The sequence below is a fragment of the Chryseobacterium sp. BGARF1 genome, from assembly GCF_001677955.1.
GTDB lineage: Bacteria > Bacteroidota > Bacteroidia > Flavobacteriales > Weeksellaceae > Chryseobacterium.
Genome location: NZ_LELA01000030.1, coordinates 1 through 22,618, shown reverse-complemented (window position 1 = coordinate 22,618; position 22,618 = coordinate 1). Strand labels below are relative to the sequence as shown.

Sequence of the window (22,618 nt, the reverse complement as noted above, 5' to 3'; positions counted from 1 at the left end):
ATTTTACAACAAAAGCAACGCCATTACCTAAAATTTTAAGAATTATAAGCTTCTTCTAAATCTTTAATCACAATTCTCTGCATTTTCATCATTGCCTGTACTACTTTTTGAGCTTTCAACTGATCTGGATCACTCATCAGTTCTATCAATCTTTTGGGTACAATTTGCCAGCTCATTCCGAATTTATCTTTCAGCCAGCCACACATACTTTCTCTTCCGCCATCTGCTGTTAACGAATTCCAAAGATAATCTGTTTCTTCCTGGTTTTCTGTCATAATGACCATTGAAATCCCTTCATTGAAATCAAATTTATGGTCGTAAGAATTATCCATACAAAACATCGAATAACCGTCAATTTCAAAATGAGCGTGCTGTACGTTTTCTGGAACTTCGTGATTTTCATCATTTACTCCTTCTCCATATTTCAGAACGCTTTCTATTTTTGAATTAGGGAAAGTTTCTGTATACAATTCCATGGCTTCCAATGCTTTTCCGTTATTTTGATGAATAAACATTAAAGTCGGAATAATTCTTTGTTCGCTTTTCTTTTCACCTAAATATAATTGCCAAGTAACGCCAAATTTATCCCGGATCCAACCGTATTTTTTGCTCCAAGGATAAGAATCTAACGCCATCAACACAATCCCCCCGTCTTCTAATTGACTCCAATATTTCTGAACTTCATCTTCAGTTTCACACATCACCATAAACGAAACTGAAGCATTTTTTTCAAAGTGTGGACCGCCATTTAACAGCATTAACTTTTGTCCGAAAAGTTCGATATTTAAAACCATCGGAGTATCTGCTGTAATTTTTCCGTCGAATATTTTGCAATAAAACTCTGCAGATCGTTTGGCATCACCATCATACCATAAACACGGGAAAATATTGTTATTCATTTTTTTAAAAAATTTAGGATCTATTAAATATTTTTCTGAACCTCTTTTTCTGAGCCTCAATTTGTTTTATTGATCTTTAAAAGAAAAATTATTTTCTTTCATATAGTTTTTTAGTTTCGAGATCGTATTTTTTCCGAAACCGTGAAATTTCATTACTTCTTTTTCAGAATAATCTGACAGTTTTGTGAGAGAATCTATTTGCTTTATTTCGAGCGCTCTTCTTGCAGGCATTGCTATAATACCCTGTAAAAATTTGTTTTCCACAACATGATTCTCAGTACAAATAGGCTTTAAACATTTTGCCATTATTACCAAATTGATCATGATTACACGTTTTTTTAAGTTTAATGGTTTTCTACATATTTATGAAAATTGTTGAGAATCGCATACCATCCTTCTCGCTGCATCTCAACTGAGTTTTGTTTTTCAGGATCAAAAACCTGGGTTACTTTGGTCGTATTTTCGTCAATTTTTTCAAAGATTACTTCTACCTCTCTTCCGTCTTCAATGTGATATTTTATTCTTTCATTCGGAATCACTTCATCGTAAATTCCTATAAAATCAAATCCAAAGCTGCCATCTCTCGCTTCCATTCTATTATTGAATTTCCCACCGACCTTCAAATCATTTTCAGATTTTGGGCAATACCAACTTTCGTGTGCAAAATTCCATTTGGTAATATGTTTTGGACCATTAAAATAATCCCAAACTTTTTCTACTGGTGTCAGTATCGTAATATCAATTTTAACTTTATCCATTTAATATTTTGTTTTTAAGGTGTAAAAAGAAGGGTAAACTCAACATTTACCCTTTCATTAATTAAATATAAAACTATTTTGTGTATTCTTCATTATAATTAATCATCCAATGTACACCAAATTTATCCTGAAAGCTACCAAAATAGTCTCCCCAAAATTGGTCTTCAAGTGGCATTTCAATATTACCTTCTTCGGAAAGTCCTTTAAAGATTCTGTCTGCATCTTCTCTGGAATCCGGAAATACTGAAACGTAATTATTATTTCCAACGGTTAAGTTTTGTCCGAATGACGGTATAATATCTGAAGCCATCAAAAGGTCGCCCCCAATAGGAAGCGCAATGTGCATGACTCTGTTTTTTTCTTCATCCGATAGATTTTCAGTTCCGGGAGCATTGCCCATTCTGTAAATTTCTCCAACGAATTCTCCACCGAAAACCGTTTTGTAAAATGTAAATGCTTTTTCTGCTGTACCATCAAAATTCAGGTACGGATTTAATTTTGCCATGATTTTTATTTTTAAAAGTTAGTTTTATTATAATCTTAATTTTTTTTAACGCAAAGAGCGCAAAGATTTTCTTTAAAGTATTTGAAAACATTTTTCGTTCGCAAAAGTGTCTGAAATCGTAGGGCATTCGATTTCACTCAGAAAATATTATAAGCGCTAAAAGGAATTTAATATTTCATATTCTCGTCAAAATCGTATTTCATTCCTTCATAATTGAGAATTCTACGCATCAATCCAATCTGTCCACAGAGATAATCTTCACGACCGATGCACATTCCTACGAAATTGAGCACATTTTCAGGGAAAAATTCGATATTCATTCCCATTGGAAAAGCTTTTGCCAGATCTTCGTCTGAAGCTTCCAATAATTTCTGATAAACAAGAGGCGAAATTTTATGAAAAGAATCTTTCAGCTGCTGTAAGGAAGGATATTCTAAGTTTGGATCTAATGCTTTTCCCTGAAAGAAAAGATCTTTAAATTCAAATTCTTCATTTAAACCGAGTATGCTTCCCATTGCATAACGCATATCGAGAAAATTACCAACCATCCAAACGATGTGGTTTGTTCTGTTTTCAATTCTTTTCAGAGCGTCTTCTTCTGAAATTCCCTCAAGAACCATCAGAAAGTTCTGACTGTGTCCTCGAAATGCAGGAATGATGATTTCTAATTTTGATGATTTTGGGGTGTCCATTATGTTAGTTTAATGTTGTTTTGTAAATTCTATGAATTATTGTTAAAATTTCCCTCCCAGATTTATTTTACCGCTCCGGGTTTTCCTAAGATCCTTCGGAGATATCCGAATTGACCGCTGTGATAAATTTCGTGAAGAGATAATCCTGAAACGTCATTAACTATTGCAGGATCAAGGCTTTCAAGACTGTTAAGTTTCACTTCAAACTTATTCTGAGATTCTTTTAAGTACGATCTTAGTTCTTCAAAACTTACAAATTCATCTTTCCTGTTCAAAGGAATTTCTCCTATGTTGTAGCATGAAAATTTTTCGTTATCCCAAACTGACTCTTCACCCAAAACATTCAGAAAAACATTTCTTATGTAAATTAAATGTCCTAAGATCCAATTCATACAATTCGCTTCGCCATTAGGAAAGATCATTGCTTCTTCGTTTGAAATATCATTGATATTCATCGAAATCACTTTGTAATTACTGAATATCAGAAACTTTAGGATTTTAATATCGTTTGATTGTGTTTCCATTTAATTATTCTTGAGGCATTTGCGACATATCTGCAAAAGTAACATTCCAACCATGTCCGTTGATGTCCCAAAAAGAATTTTGATACATCCATCCGTAATCTTGTGGTTCTTCATGTTGATAAGCTCCATTCGCTACCGCAGCATTTACAACTTCATCCACTTCTTCACGACTGTTTAAACCGATTGCAACCAAAACTTGTGTAGTATCGCCATTCGGAACCGGTCTTTCTGAAAAAGTCTGAAAATATTCTTCCGTTAAAAACATGACGTAAATAGTATCGTTCAACATAACACAAACTGCTTTATCGTCTGAAAACTGTTTGTTAATGGAGAATCCAACATTCACCCAAAACTCTTTTGTTTTCTGAATATCTTTCACCGGAAGATTCACGTAAATCTGATTGACTTTCATTTTTTCAATTTTTTATTTAGGTTAAATGTGAAAAGTTAAAATTCTGCAGGAAGCTGAGACATATCTGAAAAAAGTATTTCCCACTGATGACCATCTAGATCTGAAAAAGTTTTCTGATACATCCAACCATAATCTATTGGTTCACTGTATTTTGAACCTCCATTTTCTGTAGCAGTTTTCACCATTTCATCAACTTCTTCACGACTGTTTACGCCAATCGCAAGAAGCGTTTGAGTGGTATCTCCTTTTGCAACGGGTCTGTCTGTAAAAGTTTGAAAAAACTCTTCTTTTAAAAACATGGTGTAAATATGATCTTGTTTCATGATTACACAAATCGCTTTTTCATCGGAAAATTGTTCGTTGATTGAAAAACCTAGTTTTGTCCAGAATTCTCTCGTTTTCTGAACATCTGTAACGGGAAGGTTTACGTAAATTTGATTGATTTCCATTTTGCAATTTTTGATGTTAAACTTTTAACCAAAATTACCAAGTCATTGCGAAAATCAACTTGCCATAAGACAAGATTTAATTTTTCTTCGGATGAGATACTATTTCTTTGCGAATTCTACTTAATGAAGTGTCTGTAATTCCAAGATAGGAAGCAATTTGTTTTAAAGGTGCAAATTGTATCACCTGAGATTTTTGCTCTAAAAGATGAAGGTAACGTTTGGTTGCAGAAAGCGTAAACATCTCTACCGAACGTTGTTTATATAAAAAAAGCTGTTGAGACATCCAGGCTCTTCCCCATTCTCTGAGGTTCGGAATTTTATGAAACAACTCCTGAAAAACATCAAAATCAAGTTTCCAACATTCGCAATCTGTAATGCAGACGATATTTTCCTGAGTGGGAATTCTTTGAAATAATGAAGAAACATCGATGATAATTTCGTTTTCTGTAAAGAAGTTTGTTGTTACGTCATTTCCGTTGAAATCATTGACAAAAGAACGCGCCAAACCTTTTTCTAAAATATAATATTCGTTGGCCATTTTGCCTTCCTGAAGAATAGCTTCCCCTTTTTGGAAAACTACTTTTTCGTGCTTCTGAATAATTTCATCAAGTTCTTCTTGAAAGAAAAAAGGAAAATCACGATAAACGTCGAAGGCTTTGCTGGTCATCCAATTAATATTTTGAGATTTTAAAATTAAAATTTTTATTGGAATTAAATGTGATTTTTTTAACACATTAGTGTTTTTAAGTTTATTTTTAAACTACAAAGAAGAACACATTAGTTTTTGAAACCTCTTTTGAGGTTTACTTATCTTTTGAAAGGAATTATCAAATTTAAATATTCATTTTGTTATTCTGCGGGAATCTCAACTATTTAATATCAATTCTTTGCTTAGATTCCTCCGGAATGACAAACTATACGTTAATGAAGAAACTTACCATTGAAAAACACAGGGTTAATTTAATTGAATTTCAGTCAGTTAAATCTAAAACAAAGAAAGCTGAATCGGTTTTGGTTTTGATGGCTTTTCAGCGTCACCGAATACTGTTTTCCCACCAAATTTCCATGAGTTTTGGCGTTCTTCCTCAATGACTTCATTAATATCAAAATCCGGAGTAAAATTTTTCTCGGCTTCTGCAATAATCGTGTGAAGTTTATTGATGGATTGCAGCTTATCTGAATTTCCCAATTTAGATTTTTCAATCCCTTTTTGTAAAATTAAGATTGTTTCATCATAAACGTTAATGGGAACGGGAAACGGATGGCCGTCTTTTCCGCCGTGTACAAAAGAAAATCTCGCAGGATCTCTGAATCTTGAAGGTGCACCATGAATGACTTCACTTACCAAAGCAAGGCTCTGTAAAGTTCGTGGTCCTACTCCTTTCATTAAAAGCAATTCTTCAAAATTTTCAGGCTGATTTTCTCTTGTCATATATAAAAGTGTTCCGAGCTTTTTTAAATCAACATCCGAAGCGCGAACATCATGATGAGCCGGCAAAATTAAATTGGCAAAATCCTGCATAATCTTTTCGGAATTGGTATGTGAGATTTCTAAAATTCCTTTACGACTTTCCTTAGCTTCATTTGCTGTAAGATTCAGAATATTTCCACGATTAATTCCCTGAATTCCTTTGTGAGGTTCATCAACAAAAGATTCCATATTTTCAGAATGCCAATGGTAACGGCGCGCTGTACCATCAGAATCATTCATTCCTTGCTGTACAACTGCCCAATTTCCTTTATCAGAAACAATAAAATTATGAAGATATAACTGATAACCATCCTGAATCGCAGTATTATCAACTTTTGCAGAAAGTTTGCTTGCCCGAACTAATTCGTTTCCATCTAATCCGGTTTTATCAGCGATGACGAGAAGTTCGTTCGGAGTTTCTTTAGAAAGTTTTCCTTTTCCGCCACAAATATAAATTCCAAGTTCTTTAGAATTTGGATTAATGCTACGTTTTAAAGCTCCCATTACTGAAGTTGTGATTCCTGAAGAATGCCAATCCATTCCCATCACTGCACCAAAACTTTGAAACCAAAAAGGATCTGCCAATCTTCGAAGAACTTCATTTTTTCCGTAATCTGCAAGCATTACTTCAACAATAGAAAGCCCGAGTACAGCCATTCTTTCATAAAGCCAAGGCGGTACTTTTCCGTAGTGAAGTGGTAAAGTTGCGGTTCCGGAACGTTTCATTTATTTATAGTTGATAGTTAATAGTTGATAGTTGATAGTTGATAGTTGATAGTTGATAGTTGATAGGCAAAATTAAAGCCTTACAATTGAAATACATAAGGCTTTAACATTTTTATTTTTTAATGGGAAATTTTAACAAAATCAATTGAATAATATTAAAATTATTGATGTGAAAGAATATTAACCAGTTTTCTGAACGCTACGATTCTTTTTACCATTTCAATTTAAAATTAACAAAAAAGCCTTGCGAAATATAATTTCACAAGGCAATATAAAATATTGATTTAAAATTTTAATGCTTTATAATTTCCTTTACAATTCCACCTTGAGGTTCTCTTACGGTCTGTGTAAAAATAAATGCTTTCGGATCGATTGAACGAACGATATTCTGTAGTTTTCTAACTTCCAATCTGGTGACAATGGTAAAAATAATATCTGCTTCGGCACTTTGCTCAAAAGATTCTTTCATAAAACCTCTTTCACCTTTGTACACCGTAATTCCTCTATTCATCGTTAAAACCAAAGCTTTTTTGATTTCTTCACTGTTTGCAGAAACGATGGTTACGCCAGTGTAGGCTTCAATCCCTTCAATTACATATTTGGTAATCTGACTAGCCACGAGATACGTCATAATTGCATACAAAGCTGTTTCAAATTTAAGAAAAACGGTTGCGATGGTAAAGATAATCACATTCATTCCTAAAATAATTTCGGTAATGCTAAAACTGCTTTTTTTGAATGTTAATAAGGCTAAAACTTCCATTCCGTCGAAAGTTCCGCCACCTCGCATAGATAAACCGATTCCAATTCCCATGAAAAATCCGCCAAACACGGCGACCAATAATTTGTCATGGGTCACTTCCGGAAAAGGGACGAAAAAAATGGTGATGATGATTAGTAAAATCGTTAAAAAGCTTCTGATCGCAAAGTGTTTTCCGATTTGAAAGTACGCCAGAATGATAAATGGTAAGTTTAAAACCAATAGAACGACTCCGAGATTCCAATGGTAAACTTCGTGAAGTAAAAGTGAAACACCGGTAACACCACCATCTAAAAAGTGATTAGGAACCAGAAAAGATTTTAAAGCAAAACTCGCAGAAATAACTCCTAAAACGAGATAAATAATATCTGAAAGAGTAAAAAGCGGGCCATGTTTAGTTGAAGCTGAGCTCATAAAGTGATCAGTTGTTTTTTAGTTTTGTTTTAATAATATTCAGGTTATCCTGTTTTTTTTGATTCCTGTTCTTAATAGCTGTTTCTGTGAAATAATGATGGCTTTCCAAAAACTTTTCCTGTAAAAGATTCCAGTCGCGCTCGGAATTGACAATCCCAAACATCGAAAGTTCTTCGAATAATTTATCTCCAATCACAAAAAAATCATCTCTACCTAAATAATCCAAATCAGCATCGGCAACAATTTGTTCTAAATGATTTTTCGGAGTCTGAGGAATTTTTGTCGCCATGATCATTCCTTTGATTTTATCTAACTGATCTTGCGAAAAGCCATATTCTAACAGATATTCCGCAGCAATTTCACAAGACTTTTCTTCATGATTTTTTGATCCAAATAAAAATCCGGTATCGTGAAATAAAGCAGCGGTTTTCAGCAATACCAAGTCTTCATCATTAACTCCTTCAGATTTGGCAATTTTTTCTACAGCATCGATAACGTCTTTTACGTGCATTACACTGTGATAAGAAAGATGCTCAGGAAGATTTTCTCTGAGTCTTTTTAATATGAGTTTATTTAATTTTTCGTATTCCATATTTTAAAATAGAAAATGTGTTTACAATTTTTAACCACAAAAGCTAATACAATAATTTTAAAAGTTTTAAAAATTACTTTGAAAGTTCAAAAAAGTAAAAATAAGATAGTCTCCTTTCTGCTCTTATCACAATCCGAATAGATCTTATAATAAAAATTTTATGGCTTTTGTGGTTTAATTAATTATTTATTCAGTTTTGATTTCAAGCGCAAAATACATATCCATATCCCCTTTTCCTTTGGTGTGAATTTTACCTCTGTATTCACAAATTATTTTTTCTTTTACCAATTGATAGGTCGATTCTGAAATATTTATTTTTCCTTTTTCACTGTTCTGTTCCATTCTTGCAGCCGTATTTACCGTGTCGCCCCAAATATCGTAAGCGAATTTTTTCACGCCTACAATTCCGGCAATCAAAGAACCTGAATTAATTCCGATTCTGATATCTAAAACATCTGGATGAGTTTTTTTTCTTTCTTCAATAAAATGAATAATATCTAAAGCCACTAAAACTGTTTTGTAGGCATGACATTCATTTTTAATTGGCAATCCGCAAACCGCCAAATAAGCATCACCAATGGTTTTTATTTTCTCTAAACCATGCTTTTCCATAATCATATCGAAAGCGGTAAAACATTCATTGAGTTCAACCAACATTTTTTCGGCACCCATTTTCTCAGAACTCTCGGTAAAATTAACAAAATCGGTAAATAAAACAGTCACTTCATCGTAATATTTGGCTTCAGAGCTTCCGTTTTCTTTTAATTCTTCAGCTACTTCATGAGGAAGGATATTCAACAATAAATTTTCAGTTTTTTGCTTTTCTTTTTGCAATTCAAAAGTTCGTTCATCAACCTGTTTTTCAAGCAAATCATTTTGATCCTGAAGAATCTCCTGCTTTTCCTGCTCTTGTTTTAAATTAATATCAGAAAGTCGGTTGACTTCATCCAACTGTTTTACTAAGCTTAAATTGGTTGATGCAAACTGCCATCCAAGATAAGCAGAGATAGAAATAGGAAAACTTACGAAAATAAGAACTAAGATAAATATGCCAAATTCATCTCCCGAAAATATTTTGGGCATTGCAATATTTAAAGAATCTAAAATATTAGCAATGATGGTTAAAATAATAATTAAAAAGAAAGTAAGAATTCCACCGCCCACTATAAATGCTGATTTTTCTCTTCTTATCATCGCTCGAATGATGAGATATAATGACTCAAACCAAACGAAAAATATATAAAAAGTAACAAGGCCAAAAGCTGTTTTCACAGAAAAATAATAGAGAATAAGTAACAAAGCAGCAAGAATAAGCATAATCTTTAGTCTTATTTTACTCCGTCCAAATAAGGTGTTGACAAAACCAGTAAGCGAAGCACCAAAAACAAGTATCGCAAGGAAAGAAAAGAAACCGTAAATCTCTATACTTTTCGGATCTGTCATCTGGTAAATTGACAAAACCATATAACTCAGCAATCCGATGGATAGATTGTACGCGGAGAAATAAAGATTATAAATCGCCTTTCTGTAAAATAAAAACAACAGTAAATGGATGAATCCCAAAGCTGAAAACACACCACAGATGAGCATAGTCACAAAATTGAACCCCCGCATCATTTTAACATTTTGATCCAAAAACTCGTTGGCAGAAACCAGCTCTATATCGAGTGCTACAGGACTATAATTGATGCTTATTTTTTCACCACCAACGATGGGTAAAAAACGAATAGCCAAAACGTTGACATCTGTATTATTTAATGAAAATAACTGAGGAACTTCATTTTTTATTTTAAATACTCTGGTCTTGGGATCACCTATTTTGCCGATTGTCTCAATTTTTTTACCGTTTAGATAAATCTCAGAAGCACCCGCCTGTTTCACATCAAAACACAATGACTCATTGATCATTGTGGAATCGATTTTAAAATAATACCTAATCCAATAGGGCTGATCTTTAGTGTAATTCTTTTTAGATGAAATCTTAACGTTTTTCCAGCTAGAGTCATCAAATTCTACAGAAGAAAAAGCGGGATTGTCGCCTGCAAAGAATTTACTCTGTTCATCTATTTCTACGCCGTTCTTTATTTCCTTTTCGGTAAAAACGGCAGGCTTTTCACGAGAATTTTGTGCAAAACATAAATTTTGCAGCGCAATAAAGGCAAAAATTAAAAATGTAAAGAATATATTTTTTTTCAAAATTTTAAAATTTAGATTAATGAATTTACAAAATACATCTCCATTTCTCCTTTTCCTTTAGTTTCGATTTTGCCACGATATTCAAAAATAAAATCTTCTTTTATTAATTGATAGGTTGCTTCAGAAACATTCAGTTTTCCTAAAGAACTGTTCTGCTCCATTCTTGCAGCCGTATTTACTGTGTCTCCCCAAATATCGTAAGCAAATTTTTTAACGCCTACAATTCCCGCAATCACCGACCCTGAGTGAATTCCGATTCTGATATCTAAAGCATTTGAGTTATTTATTTTTCTTTGTTGAATATAAGAAAGAATTTCCAAACCGGCATCCACAGCATTTTTAGCATGCTCTTCATTAGAAATTGGCAAACCACTTACCGCTAAATACGCATCTCCAATGGTTTTTATTTTTTCTAAATTGTATTTTTCCATAATTCTGTCGAATTCTGTGAAACACTCGTTCAGTTCGCCTAACATTTTCTCGGCACCTAATCTTTCTGAACTTTGAGTAAAATTAACAAAATCAGTAAATATTACGCTAACTTCATCATAATATTTAGCTTCCGAACTTCCTTTTTCTTTTAATTCTTCGGCAACTTCATGAGGAAGGATGTTGAGTAAAAGGTCTTCCGTTTTTTGTTTTTCTTTTTGCAATTCAGAAGTTCTTTCGTCCACTTGTTTTTCAAGCAAATCATTTTGATTCTGAAGAATATGCTGTTTTTCCTGTTCCTGTTTTAAATTAATATCAGAAAGTCGATTGACTTCATCCAGCTGTTTTACCAAACTTAAATTAGTGGATGCAAATTGCCAACCTAAGTAAGCAGATATAGAAATAGGGAAGCTTAAAATTATTAAAACTAAAATATAAGCTCCAATATCACCTTCAGCCCACCTTCCCGAAAAAGAAACATTAAGATTGTTTAAAACATTTAAAATAATTGTACTGACAACAAAAACAAAAAATGCCAGAATCCCACCACCAACGATGAAAGCTGCTTTTTCTTTCCTAATCATTGCACGAATGATTAAATAGAATGATTCAAAAGCAGTAAAAACAATGTAAAGTATTCCCAAAATTACTGTAATGGTAATATTAAAATAATATACTATGATTAAAATGACAGCTATTATAAGCATAACTACCATTCTTGTTTTCTTCTTTGCAAATAAAGTATTGACGAAACCGCTCAAAGAAGCACCAAAAAGTATCATTGCTAAAAATCCCAAAAACACATACCTTCCTAACAACTCAGGATTTTGCATTTGATAGAGAAGAATGACAAGATAGCCTATTAAGAAAATTGAAATATTATATAGCGAGAAAAAAAGATTATACAATGCTTTTCTGTAAAAAATAAACAGGAGAAGGTGAATAAATCCTAATGCTGCAAAAACTCCGCAAGTGAGCATCATATAGAAATTAACTTCTTCAGCAACTTCCATTTTATCTTGTAAAAGAGTTTCAGCTTCTTTGAATTCTATATTCAATACCCTGGCTTTTTCAATAAATTTAAACGTATTGGGCAAAGGTAGATACCGGATTACCAAAACATTAACTTCTGTGTTTTCTACAGTAAAAATGGTCGGAACTTTATTCTTGATTATAAATTTTGCTAGATCTCCTTTCCCAATTTTGCCGACACTTTGAATTTTCTTTCCATTAAGAAAAATTTCAGAGGCTCCAAGCTGACTGAAATTTATGGCAATGGCTTTATTTACCAATGAAGAATCAACTTTAAAATAAAAACGAATCCAATGTGGTTGATTTTTTTTATAGGCTTTCCTATCATTAAAACGAATATTTTCCCAAGTAGAATCATTAAATTCTACAGAAGCAAAAGCCGGATTGTCGCCTGCAAAGAATTTACTCTGTTCATCTATAGAAACTCCGTCAGAGATTTCTTTCAAAGTAAAAACTCTAGGTTTTTCAAAAGAATTCTGAGCAAAACATAAATTTTGCCATCCGATCAACAAGAAAAGTAAAAATGTTAAGAGTAGATCTTTTTTCACTCTGATAAAATTAAATTTGATTTACAAAATACATATCCATCGCACCTTTTCCTTTGGTCTCGATCTTTCCGCGATGCTCAAAATTAAAGTCTTCTTTTATTAACTGATGGGTGGCTTCAGAAATATTTACTTTTCCCGGTGAACTGTTTTGCTCCATTCTTGCGGCCGTATTTACGGTATCTCCCCAAATATCGTAAGCAAATTTTTTCACGCCCACAATTCCTGCGATCACCGGTCCGGAATGAATTCCTATTCTGATATCTAAAGCACTGGGATTATCTTTTTTTCTTTGCTGAATATAAGAAAGAATTTCCAAAGCTGCATTCACTGCATTTGTTGCATGGCGTTCATTAGAGATCGGTAAACCACTCACCGCCAAATAGGCATCACCAATGGTTTTGATCTTTTCTAAATTGTATTTTTCCATGATCCTGTCGAATTCTGTAAAACAAATATTCAGTTCATTCAGAACTTCCTGTACACCAATTCTTTCGGAGTTTGCGGTAAAATTGACAAAATCGGTAAACAAAACAGATACCTGATCAAAATGTTTGGCATTGGTTTTTCCTTTTTCTTTTAATTCTTCAGCAACTTCATGAGGAAGAATATTTAACAATAGATCATCAGATTTCTTTTTCTCTTCAGCAATTTTTTTGTTGTCTTTACGCTTTTGATTGTATGAAAAACCAGCAAAACCTAATAATAGTAAAGACAAGCCTGCTCCAAAAGCCCACATATTTTTCTGAGCTTTAGAGTTCTCCAGATCTGCTTTTACAATGGCATCTTTTTTCTCCTGATCAATTTTGGCAATTCTTTTTTCCTGGTCGTATTTTAATGCAACAGCTTTTTGTTCTTCATCAAATTTTATCTGAATTTCTTTTCGTTTTAGATCTTCTTCAAGCGCCAGTCTTTTGCGTTCTTCTTCAGTTTTTGCAGCTGCCTGTTTTTTTTCATACTCAAAACGAAGTGCTTTTAATTCTATTTCTTTTTGAAGTTGGATACGTTTGGTTTCTTCTTCTAGTTTTATTCGGGTTCTTTCGTTGGATAGTTCGGTTTCAGATTGTACAGAAGAAAGTGCTTTCATTTTTTCGATTCCGTACGTTTCTTCTTTCTTATCGTACATCTTTTTTAAGTATGAATAAGATTGATTGTAATCTCCAAGAAAAGCATAGGCACGATGCAATACTTCGTAATTCTGTATAAAAATTTCCGGGGAAACATAAGTTTTCAATTGAGTAAAATACTCAAGATTTCTGACCTGTTCATTGGTTTTAACTTTCAATTCAGATAGTTTCGCTGGATTATTTTTTAAGGAAAGACTGTCTTCCATTATTTTTTTTAACCCGATAAATCCTTCATGATTTTTGTAATACTCATACATAGGATCATTTTTATTACTTAATTTCAGCCCTTTATTCGCAAAATCTTCAGCCTTTACAAAATCTTTTTCTTTAGAATAAATGTCAGCGAAATAGTAATAAACCAATGGTAAATTGTCTTTCAAATTATGAGATTCATAATAAGCTTTAGCATCATTCAAATATTCTTTTGCAATTTCCAGTTGATTCATTTCAGAATAAATATTAGCCATAAAGATTTTCGCTTCTGCTGTCTGCAAATCATTATGCTCTTTTTTAGAAATTTCTAAGCCCTTTTGAAAATATTCTAAAGCTTTTTTGTTGTCTCTACTTGTAAGAAAAAAAGTTCCCGCACTTCTGTATGCAACATATAAATTTTCGGGATAGTTTTTTTTAACAAAATCTATATAAGTATATAAGGATGTATAGCTGTCTGCGTAATCTTGTTTGATAAAATTATTTGCGAAAAGCCCTTGATATGATTCCATTACGAGCTTTTTATCTATTTTTCTGCCTTCTTTATAATACTTTAAAATTTCGTTGTAATATTTTGTGGCAACATCACTTTTTTTATTGACAGCATTCAGTCGTGCCATCCAAAAATTGAGAATAGCTCTCTTTTCATAATTTTCAGTTTTATAAAGATACTTTTCTGCTTCTAACAAATATTTTTCACCTGTAACTAAATCATTTTTTTGTAAAAACAAAGTCCCTATAAACAAATTTGTTCTTCCAATCTGCTCAGTATCATTGTTTTTCAAATAAATAGGCAATGATAATTTGGAATATGAAATTGCACTGTCTACATTTTTATTCTGAAAATAGATATTACCTAAATCTCCAAAAATCTTTGCTCGTTCTTTGTCAGATTTAGTTAATTTCAGCTGACTTTTAAGATTATTAATCTCAACAGATTCTTGCGCTTTAAAAGCTGCGTTCCCGCAAAAGAGAAAACAGATAATTGCAAAAGACGTAAATTTATTTTTCAATGGCTGGTTATTGCGTTGATGCACAAAAATAAAAAAATCATTCCATTAAATAACGGAATGATTCAAATTGATGAGAAATATTTTAATTTATTTCAAAGAAGCGATAGCAGCTTCGTAATTAGGCTCTTGCCCTATTTCCGGAACTTGCTCAGTGTAAATTACTTTAGCCTTTTCATCTAAAACAACAACAGCTCTGCTTAAAAGCCCTTTTAATGGAGAATCTGAAAGCGTTACACCATAATCTTCCCCAAAGTTTCCTCTGAAATCTGATAACGTTTCTACATTATTTAAACCTTCCGCTGCACAAAATCTTGATAATGCAAAAGGCAAATCTCTGGAAACATTAATTACCACTGTATTATCAAGGTTTGAAGCTTCTTCGTTGAATTTTCTAGCAGAAGAAGCACAAATACCAGTATCAATACTTGGGAAAATATTTAAAACTACTCTTTTCCCAGTGTAATCTGCAAGATTTTTTTCAGATAAATCTGAAGACACCATTGTAAATTCCTGAGCTTCTCTTCCAACTTCTGGAAGGTTTCCGATTGTATTGATAGGGTTTCCTTTAAATGTAATTGTAGACATAGTTTATTGATTTAAATTTTCATCAAATTTATTCAAAATTCACACGATTTTGCTTGAAATAAAGGTTAAATAATTCTTAAAGTGGAAAACAAAAAAAATTATACTCGTATTAGTGATTTTTTTTATATTAGCACTCTTAAATCAATAGCAATGAGAAAAAAAATTACTCTTTTGTTATTTGTAGTTCCGTTTTTCGGTTTTGCCCAGTCTGTGATTGGAGGCATTAATTCGGGAGCGGTCTCTGCAGATAACTTCAACCATTCTGTGGGTGAAATTTATGTAATCCCAACTGACCCCGACAAAGCAAATTCAGGAACAATGGGAATGTTTTATCAATCTGTCTTGCAGGTTTTAGGAGTTTCCGAACTTGAAAAAGACAATGTAAAAATCTACCCCAATCCTACTGCTGATTTTGTTTACATTAAATTAAACTCAAAATCAAAAATTGAAGGAGCCGAAATTTATGATCTTTCGGGAAAACTTGTTTTGAAAACAAAATTAGAATCAGACAAAATTGACCTTAGAAATCTTCCTCAAGGTGTTTACATGATTGTTTTCAAAAATTCTGACATCAAGCCTATTAAAATTATTAAAAAACCTTAAAAACCCATTTGAAATGAAAAAACTTTACACATCTATAGGATTATTTTTAGCAACATTATTAAGCGCACAGGTTCCACAAGCTTTTAGTTACCAAACAATTGCATTCAACGCTTCGGGAGCTCCTATTGCTAATGGAAACGTAGCTTTAAAAATAAGTATTTTAGAAAATTCTGCTACAGGAACTGTTTTATATACAGAAACCCACAATAAAACAACCAACTCTAAAGGTTTGGTTAATTTGAATATCGGACAGGGAACGGCTACTACAGGAACTTTCGGAGGAATTAACTGGGGAACAAACACGAAATTTGTAAAAGTGGAAATGGATCCTGCAGGAGGTTCTAACTACACAAACGTTGGCGTAAATCAATTAATGAGTGTACCTTATGCTTTGGTTGCAGATAAAATTAATTTAAACTCAGATAATTCAACCTTTAATGAAGATCTTATAGAAAATAAATCAGCCAATTTTGCAATTTATAATTATGGTGATGGAAAAACTTATGTATATAATTCTAAAACAGGAATGTGGAGCGGACAAACTGGCGGTGGTACAGGAACTAATTATGTTGTAGCTTCAAATGGTAATTTTGTAATTTACAATTATGGAGATGGAAAAACATACGCTTATAATTCTAAAACAGGAATGTGGAGCGGACAAACTGGCGGTGGTACAGGAACCAATTATGTTGTAGCTTCAAATGGTAATTTTGCAATTTACAATTATGGAGACGGAAAAACATATGTTTTTAATTCCAAAATAGGAACTTGGAGTGCGGGACAAAATGGTGGGGGTACAGGAACCAATTATGTTGTAGCTGGTAATGGAAATTTTGCGATTTATAATTATGGTGATGGGAAAACATATGTATATAATTCTAAAACCAATATTTGGAGCGGACAAAATGGTGGTGGTACAGGAACCAATTATGTAGTAACTTCAGAATCGAACTAAAAATAACTTAAGAGACTTCAGTCTCTTTTTTTACGCAAATACTCCCAATAAAAGAATGATAATTACTAAATTTGTGAAACTAAAAATTTAAATAATAAATATCAGTATAATGTCAGACAAATCAAAAATCTATTACACCCTTACGGACGAAGCTCCAATGTTGGCAACACACTCGTTTTTACCTATTGTAAAAGCTTTTACAAAATCAGCTAATATCGAGATTGCAGTTCCGGATATTTCTTTGGCAGGAAGAATCTTAGCCAACTTTCCAGAATTTTTGAATGATGATCAGAAAGTAGTTGATGCTTTGGCTCAATTGGGAGAACTGGCAACTCAACCGGATGCAAACATTATCAAATTACCAAACATTTCAGCTTCGGCTCCTCAATTAGATTCGGCTATCGCTGAATTACAAGCTAAAGGTTTCGCAGTGCCAAATTATCCTGCAGAGCCTAAAAATGACGAGGAAAAAGCAATCAAAGCTAAGTATGCTAAAGTTTTAGGAAGTGCTGTAAACCCCGTATTAAGAGAAGGAAATTCTGACAGACGTGCTCCAAAAGCAGTTAAAAATTACGCAAAAGCAAACCCTCACAGAATGGGCAACTGGGCTTCAGACAGCAAAACTGACGTTGCTCACATGAACAGCGGAGATTTCTACGGAACGGAAACTTCTACTACTCTAGAGAATGCTACAAAATATAAAATCGTTTTCAAAGGAAATGACGGTGCTGAAACTTTATTAAAAGATTTCGCAGGTCTTCAAGCTGGTGAAGTAATCGATTCTTCTGTAATGAATTTAAATTCTTTGAAATCTTTCGTTCAGGAAGCTATCGAAGAAGCTAAAAACAGAAACGTACTTCTTTCTGCTCACCTGAAAGCAACGATGATGAAAATCTCAGATCCAATTGTATTTGGAGCTATTGTTGAGACTTTCTTTAAAGATGTTTTCACTAAATATGCTGAAACATTTAAATCTTTAGATGTAAATCCAAACAACGGTTTGGCTGATCTTTTCGATAAAATAAAAGGAAATGCTCAGGAAGTTGATATTAAAGCTGATATTGAAACTGCTTTAGCAAACGGACCAAGAGTGGCAATGGTAAATTCTGACAAAGGAATTACGAATTTCCACGTGCCTTCAGACATTATCGTTGATGCTTCTATGGCTGCTTTGGTAAGAGGCGGAGGAAAAATGTGGAATAAAGACGGAAACGAAGAAGATACAGTTTGTATCATTCCAGACCGTTCTTATGCAGGTTTTTATCAATCAGTTATTGATGATATGAAAGCGCACGGAAAATTAGACCCTACAACAATGGGTTCTGTTCCTAACGTTGGTTTGATGGCTCAAAAAGCTGAAGAATATGGTTCTCACGACAAAACTTTCCAGGCATCTGCTGAAGGAACAGTTGAAGTTCAGGACGAAAACGGAAACGTTCTTCTTTCTCAGAAAGTTGAAGCGGGTGATATTTTCAGAATGTGTCAAACTAAAGATGCTCCGATCCAAGACTGGGTAAAATTAGCGGTAAACAGAGCAAGACTTTCTGATACTCCTGCTATTTTCTGGTTAGATAAAGGAAGAGCTCACGACAGAGAAATGATCAAAAAAGTTGAAAAATATTTAGCTGATCACGATACAAACGGACTTGACATTAAAATTCTTGACGTAAAAGATGCAATGACAGAAACGTTGAAAAGAGCAAGAGAAGGAAAAGATACTATTTCTGTTTCAGGAAACGTATTGAGAGATTATTTAACTGACCTTTTCCCAATTCTTGAACTTGGAACTTCTGCTAAAATGCTTTCTATCGTTCCATTGATGAACGGTGGTGGTTTATTCGAAACAGGAGCTGGAGGTTCTGCTCCAAAACACGTTGAACAATTCTTGGAAGAAGGTTATTTAAGATGGGATTCTTTAGGTGAATTCTTAGCTTTACAAGCTTCTTTAGAGCATTTAGCACAAACTCAAGGAAATACAAAATCTCAGGTTTTAGCGGATGCACTAGACGAAGCAAATGCTAAATTCTTAGCGACTGACAAATCTCCTGCAAGAAAAGTTGGACAAATCGATAACAGAGGTTCTCACTTCTATTTGGCAATGTATTGGGCAGAAGCTTTGGCAAGCCAAACTGCAGACGCTGAATTAGCTGAACAATTTGCTCCGGTTGCAGAAGCAATGCAGGAAAATGAAGAAGTAATCAATGCTGAATTGATTGGTGCTCAAGGTAAACCTCAAAATATTGACGGTTACTTCAAAACTGACACTTACAAAACTTACGAGGCAATGAGACCAAGTACTGTTTTAAATGAAATTATTGACGGAATCTAATTTTCGAATTTAATATAAATTGAAAGCTCCTTTTTTAAAGGGGCTTTTTTTGTTTGATTAAACACGAATTGCGCAAATGTTTTTCACTAATTGCGCAAAAAAATATGCGTGTAGTTTGTCATTCCGGAGGAATCTAAGCATAGTAATAGCGAAATATTTTTAAATCGTTATATTACAAAAACAAAGCGGACTAAAGCCCGCTCCTATTGATATTGATTAGTACAAGATTTGAAATTTATCAAAAAACTAATTCCTAATTCCTAATTCCTAATTCCTAATTCCTAATTAATCAAACATGCGCCTTTCTCCATTTGATCATACTTAAAATAAACAATCCTAAAACTCCCATTATAAAATATCCTTCTGCAACATCCATTTGAATCTGAGGTCTAATGAGCGTTACAATTCCGTAGCTGATTGCAGAGGTGAGGATAAATACCACTCCACCGGTCATTCCGCCTGCAAGTCCGGCTGCGTTTGGAAATCTTCCGATGCAATATGAGAAATAATTATTAAAAATAAATCCGGCAGTTACATGAATGACAAATGCAAAAGCAACCAGACTGTAAATATTATTTGAGAAATAAGAAGCTATAAACATCAAGATAATTAAAGATAATTGGATAAAATTTGCATACCGTATTTTAGGTAAAAACGCTTTATTGATTAATGCTTTTCCTAAAAACCCACCCGCCATCCAGGCAAAACCAAGGATTAAAGAAACATAACCCGCAATGACTTCAGAATAGCCCATTTTATGTTCGATGATGAAAGATCCGCACAAATTAAAAAACATAATCATCGAATAACTGATTCCGCACATCACCATTCCGTAGAAAAAATCTTTGGCTTTAAACATAGAATCATATTCTTTCAGCAAAAACTCAACATTGAAAGGGTTTCGTTTCTTTAAAGTTTCGCCAGAAAAAATCAATTCAAGAATTAAAAGAACCAAACTATATCCTGCCAAAACATAAAAATTAGATTGCCATCCAAAAATTTTCTGCAAATATCCTCCGATAAAAGGCGCAATAATCGGTCCGACCGACCAGACAATCGTCATAATACTGAGATAATGTTTCCGCTCATCGCCTTCATAAACATCCACAAAAAAGGCTCGTTTAGAAACGACAGCAAATCCTGATAAAATCCCTTGTAAAACACGCATCGCATAGATTACAAAAATATTCTGAGTGGTCGCTGTGATCAGAAAAGAAACAACAAACAAAGCCAGAGAAGCCATTGAAATTTTATACCTTCCGAAAGAATCAACAATACTTCCTGCAAAGAACTGCGTTATGCCATAGCTGATCAGAAATATCGATAAAGTAAGTTGAATATTACTTTCAGGCTGATGAAGCTCACTCGCCATACTCGGCATAGAAGGCAAATAGATATCGGTCGCCAAACCCGACATCGGGATCATTGCAAAAGCAAGAATCGTTGCAATAAATTTATTTTTCTCTTTTAACATCCGCATGAAATTTTCAAGCGACAAAAGTCCGACTTTTTATTTGTTCAAGCGCATTTGTTTAAATCAATAATTCTGAAATAGTATATAATTAAATTCAATCGAAACCGATCTCTTTCTCCATAAAATTTCTGTATCTATAATTATAGTCTCATCAATTTGCAAGAAAACATTTCATTGAAGATTTAATTCAAATCATTATAAATTAGTTTCATTTTCTCAAAATAATCTCATTTTAAAATATAAATTTGTAATTTTAAAGTAGAATTTCACCAAAAGCATCAGAGAAATCATGGAAAATATAAAATTTGAGATCACCCCTTACCAAGATGAACTGCAGTTGTTAATTGATGGTAAAAAAGTCGGCTATATGTCGATTTCTGTTGACGGAAGACTGCTCAATGTCTATTATACTAAAATTGATGAAGATCTGGAAGGTCATGGTTACGCCAAACTTCTTCTAGACAGATTGGTAAGTTTTGCAGAAGAAAAAGATCTGATGATTGATCCTGAATGTGATTTCGTAAGACAACAGCTAGAAAATCATCCTAAAAGATATAGAGGAATCTGGCACGAATAAATTATTCCCACCAATTCTGAAAATGATTATCCGTTTTATTTAAATCTAAAACTTCACCGATTTTTGGAGTAAGGATTTGTAGATTTTTTTCTTTTCCTAAAGTAGTCACTTTTTGTAAAGGTTCATTCCAGGGATGCAAAGCCAAAGCAAATTTCCCAGAATGCACCGGAATAATATTTTTTGCCTGAATATCTAAACTTGCCTGAATTACATCTTCGGGCAAAGCGTGAATGTATTTCCAAGCTTCGTTGTATTGTCCGTTTTCCATGATTGCAAAATCAAATGGTCCGTATTTTTCACCAATTATTTTAAAATGGGTGTCATAACCGCTGTCACCGCCTAAAAACAGTTTTTTCGTAGGAGTTTCCAAGACATAAGAAGTCCACAACGTGGTATTTCTCTGGAATTTTCTACCTGAAAAGTGTCTTGCAGGAGTAAAAGTTATTTTAAAACCATCTTTTAAAGCCACAGTTGCGCCCCAATCTTCTTCAATAATCTGATCTTCCGAATATCCCCATCGTTCAAGATGAGCTCCCACTCCTAAAGGCATAATTGCCTTTCCTACTTTCTCACGGATAGCTTTTACTGTTGGGAAATCCAGATGGTCATAATGATCGTGTGTAATCACGAGATAATCAATATTTGGAATATCTTGAGGTTTAAACAGGTCTGAACCTTCAAAAGCTTTATTGAAAAACTTAAAAGGTGAACCAAAAGTGCTTAAAACAGGGTCAATCAGAAAAGAAACTCCATTAATTTTTATAAAATAAGAAGAATGCCCCATCCAAATGAAAACATCTTCGTTAGCCGAAATTTTATTTAAATCTGTCTGAATTGCAGGAACTGCCTGCAAAGGCTTCAACAACGGATCTTTTTTCCCAAATAAAAAATTGACCATTACTTTTGGCATAGAAAAACCTTCCGCAATCTGCGGTGTAAAACTTTGATTCTGAAACTGCTTATCTTTATAATTCTTAGAATTAAGTATCTTTTCCAGACGTTTTCCTTTTGGTGCTGCACCAAAAACTTCCTGAGACATTACAAAATAAGTGGCTGCAACAAGTACCGCAATTAATATAACTAAATAAATCATCATTAAAATTTGATATTCAAATGTAAAAAACTTTCTTTAAGTTTAGTACTCTTACCTCAATGACGCATGAAAATGAATTTTACTTTTTTTATATTTAATTAAGTACTAATAATGATTAAATCACACATTCTGAAACGTAATATAATTGCAGCCCGACCTAAGTGGAAATCCTTTTTTGCTGCTGGAAAAACGAGGGCAAAAAAGATTGGGAACGGAGGGCGGAATAGCTGCCCAAAAATATATTGTTA

General features: G+C 33.4%; 22 protein-coding genes. 4 read left to right on the top strand and 18 right to left on the bottom strand.

Going from position 1 to position 22,618, the window contains the following annotated elements; all coding sequences use genetic code 11:
- Window positions 1-35 precede the first annotated feature (35 nt).
- The 16 genes from AB671_RS04755 to tpx all read right to left on the bottom strand — a co-directional run bounded on the left by AB671_RS04755 (window position 36) and on the right by tpx (window position 15,339).
- Entirely contained in the window at window positions 36-899 is an 864-nt protein-coding gene (locus AB671_RS04755; protein ID WP_066678154.1) for a VOC family protein, read from the bottom strand.
- 66 nt (window positions 900-965) lie between these two features.
- Window positions 966-1,223, bottom strand: a complete 258-nt coding sequence (locus AB671_RS04750) for a hypothetical protein (RefSeq protein WP_066678126.1) — start codon at window positions 1,221-1,223, stop codon at window positions 966-968.
- Window positions 1,224-1,243: 20 nt separating this feature from the next.
- The gene (locus tag AB671_RS04745) at window positions 1,244-1,657 is read right to left on the bottom strand and encodes an SRPBCC family protein (protein ID WP_066678127.1); all 414 of its coding nucleotides are present in this window, start codon (window positions 1,655-1,657) and stop codon (window positions 1,244-1,246) included.
- A 73-nt stretch (window positions 1,658-1,730) separates the two neighbouring features.
- Window positions 1,731-2,162: a VOC family protein gene (locus AB671_RS04740; RefSeq protein WP_066678129.1), complete on the bottom strand. Its 432-nt coding sequence runs from the start codon at window positions 2,160-2,162 to the stop codon at window positions 1,731-1,733.
- 167 nt (window positions 2,163-2,329) lie between these two features.
- Complete coding sequence (locus AB671_RS04735) at window positions 2,330-2,854, bottom strand: hypothetical protein (protein WP_066678131.1); 525 nt, start codon at window positions 2,852-2,854, stop codon at window positions 2,330-2,332.
- Window positions 2,855-2,916: 62 nt separating this feature from the next.
- Window positions 2,917-3,378 carry a hypothetical protein gene (locus AB671_RS04730; protein WP_066678132.1) on the bottom strand — a complete coding sequence of 154 codons (462 nt, stop codon included), beginning with the start codon at window positions 3,376-3,378 and terminating at the stop codon, window positions 2,917-2,919.
- 4 nt (window positions 3,379-3,382) lie between these two features.
- Window positions 3,383-3,790: a VOC family protein gene (locus tag AB671_RS04725; protein ID WP_066678133.1), complete on the bottom strand. Its 408-nt coding sequence runs from the start codon at window positions 3,788-3,790 to the stop codon at window positions 3,383-3,385.
- A gap of 35 nt (window positions 3,791-3,825) precedes the next feature.
- Window positions 3,826-4,239, bottom strand: coding sequence for a VOC family protein (locus tag AB671_RS04720; protein WP_066678134.1), 414 nt, complete (start codon window positions 4,237-4,239; stop codon window positions 3,826-3,828).
- Window positions 4,240-4,315: 76 nt separating this feature from the next.
- The gene (locus tag AB671_RS04715) at window positions 4,316-4,906 is read right to left on the bottom strand and encodes a Crp/Fnr family transcriptional regulator (RefSeq protein ID WP_066678155.1); all 591 of its coding nucleotides are present in this window, start codon (window positions 4,904-4,906) and stop codon (window positions 4,316-4,318) included.
- A 318-nt stretch (window positions 4,907-5,224) separates the two neighbouring features.
- Complete coding sequence (locus AB671_RS04710; protein ID WP_066678135.1) at window positions 5,225-6,436, bottom strand: DUF763 domain-containing protein; 1,212 nt, start codon at window positions 6,434-6,436, stop codon at window positions 5,225-5,227.
- A gap of 292 nt (window positions 6,437-6,728) precedes the next feature.
- The gene (locus AB671_RS04705) at window positions 6,729-7,610 is read right to left on the bottom strand and encodes a YitT family protein (protein WP_066678137.1); all 882 of its coding nucleotides are present in this window, start codon (window positions 7,608-7,610) and stop codon (window positions 6,729-6,731) included.
- 7 nt (window positions 7,611-7,617) lie between these two features.
- The gene (locus tag AB671_RS04700; protein ID WP_066678138.1) at window positions 7,618-8,202 is read right to left on the bottom strand and encodes an HD domain-containing protein; all 585 of its coding nucleotides are present in this window, start codon (window positions 8,200-8,202) and stop codon (window positions 7,618-7,620) included.
- 186 nt (window positions 8,203-8,388) lie between these two features.
- Entirely contained in the window at window positions 8,389-10,398 is a 2,010-nt protein-coding gene (locus AB671_RS04695) for an adenylate/guanylate cyclase domain-containing protein (RefSeq protein ID WP_066678140.1), read from the bottom strand.
- Between the two features lie 11 nt (window positions 10,399-10,409).
- The gene (locus AB671_RS04690) at window positions 10,410-12,407 is read right to left on the bottom strand and encodes an adenylate/guanylate cyclase domain-containing protein (protein WP_066678142.1); all 1,998 of its coding nucleotides are present in this window, start codon (window positions 12,405-12,407) and stop codon (window positions 10,410-10,412) included.
- A 10-nt stretch (window positions 12,408-12,417) separates the two neighbouring features.
- Complete coding sequence (locus AB671_RS04685; protein WP_066678148.1) at window positions 12,418-14,754, bottom strand: adenylate/guanylate cyclase domain-containing protein; 2,337 nt, start codon at window positions 14,752-14,754, stop codon at window positions 12,418-12,420.
- Between the two features lie 87 nt (window positions 14,755-14,841).
- Complete coding sequence (gene tpx, locus AB671_RS04680) at window positions 14,842-15,339, bottom strand: thiol peroxidase (RefSeq protein ID WP_066678149.1); 498 nt, start codon at window positions 15,337-15,339, stop codon at window positions 14,842-14,844.
- Window positions 15,340-15,489: 150 nt separating this feature from the next.
- On the opposite strand from tpx, the gene AB671_RS04675 reads away from it, so the two are divergent.
- From AB671_RS04675 to AB671_RS04665, 3 genes are all read left to right on the top strand, one after another.
- Window positions 15,490-15,942 carry a T9SS type A sorting domain-containing protein gene (locus AB671_RS04675; protein WP_157444124.1) on the top strand — a complete coding sequence of 151 codons (453 nt, stop codon included), beginning with the start codon at window positions 15,490-15,492 and terminating at the stop codon, window positions 15,940-15,942.
- A gap of 13 nt (window positions 15,943-15,955) precedes the next feature.
- Window positions 15,956-16,897 (top strand): hypothetical protein, encoded by a 942-nt coding sequence (locus AB671_RS04670; RefSeq protein ID WP_157444123.1) that lies wholly within the window; start codon window positions 15,956-15,958, stop codon window positions 16,895-16,897.
- A gap of 109 nt (window positions 16,898-17,006) precedes the next feature.
- Window positions 17,007-19,226: an NADP-dependent isocitrate dehydrogenase gene (locus tag AB671_RS04665; protein ID WP_066678648.1), complete on the top strand. Its 2,220-nt coding sequence runs from the start codon at window positions 17,007-17,009 to the stop codon at window positions 19,224-19,226.
- Window positions 19,227-19,515: 289 nt separating this feature from the next.
- Here the strand turns inward: AB671_RS04665 and AB671_RS04660 are convergent, their stop codons facing one another.
- Entirely contained in the window at window positions 19,516-20,700 is a 1,185-nt protein-coding gene (locus AB671_RS04660) for an MFS transporter (protein WP_228390942.1), read from the bottom strand.
- A 289-nt stretch (window positions 20,701-20,989) separates the two neighbouring features.
- On the opposite strand from AB671_RS04660, the gene AB671_RS04655 reads away from it, so the two are divergent.
- Window positions 20,990-21,277: a GNAT family N-acetyltransferase gene (locus AB671_RS04655; RefSeq protein WP_066678644.1), complete on the top strand. Its 288-nt coding sequence runs from the start codon at window positions 20,990-20,992 to the stop codon at window positions 21,275-21,277.
- A 1-nt stretch (window position 21,278) separates the two neighbouring features.
- Here the strand turns inward: AB671_RS04655 and AB671_RS04650 are convergent, their stop codons facing one another.
- Window positions 21,279-22,373: an MBL fold metallo-hydrolase gene (locus AB671_RS04650; RefSeq protein ID WP_317040107.1), complete on the bottom strand. Its 1,095-nt coding sequence runs from the start codon at window positions 22,371-22,373 to the stop codon at window positions 21,279-21,281.
- Window positions 22,374-22,618 lie beyond the last annotated feature (245 nt).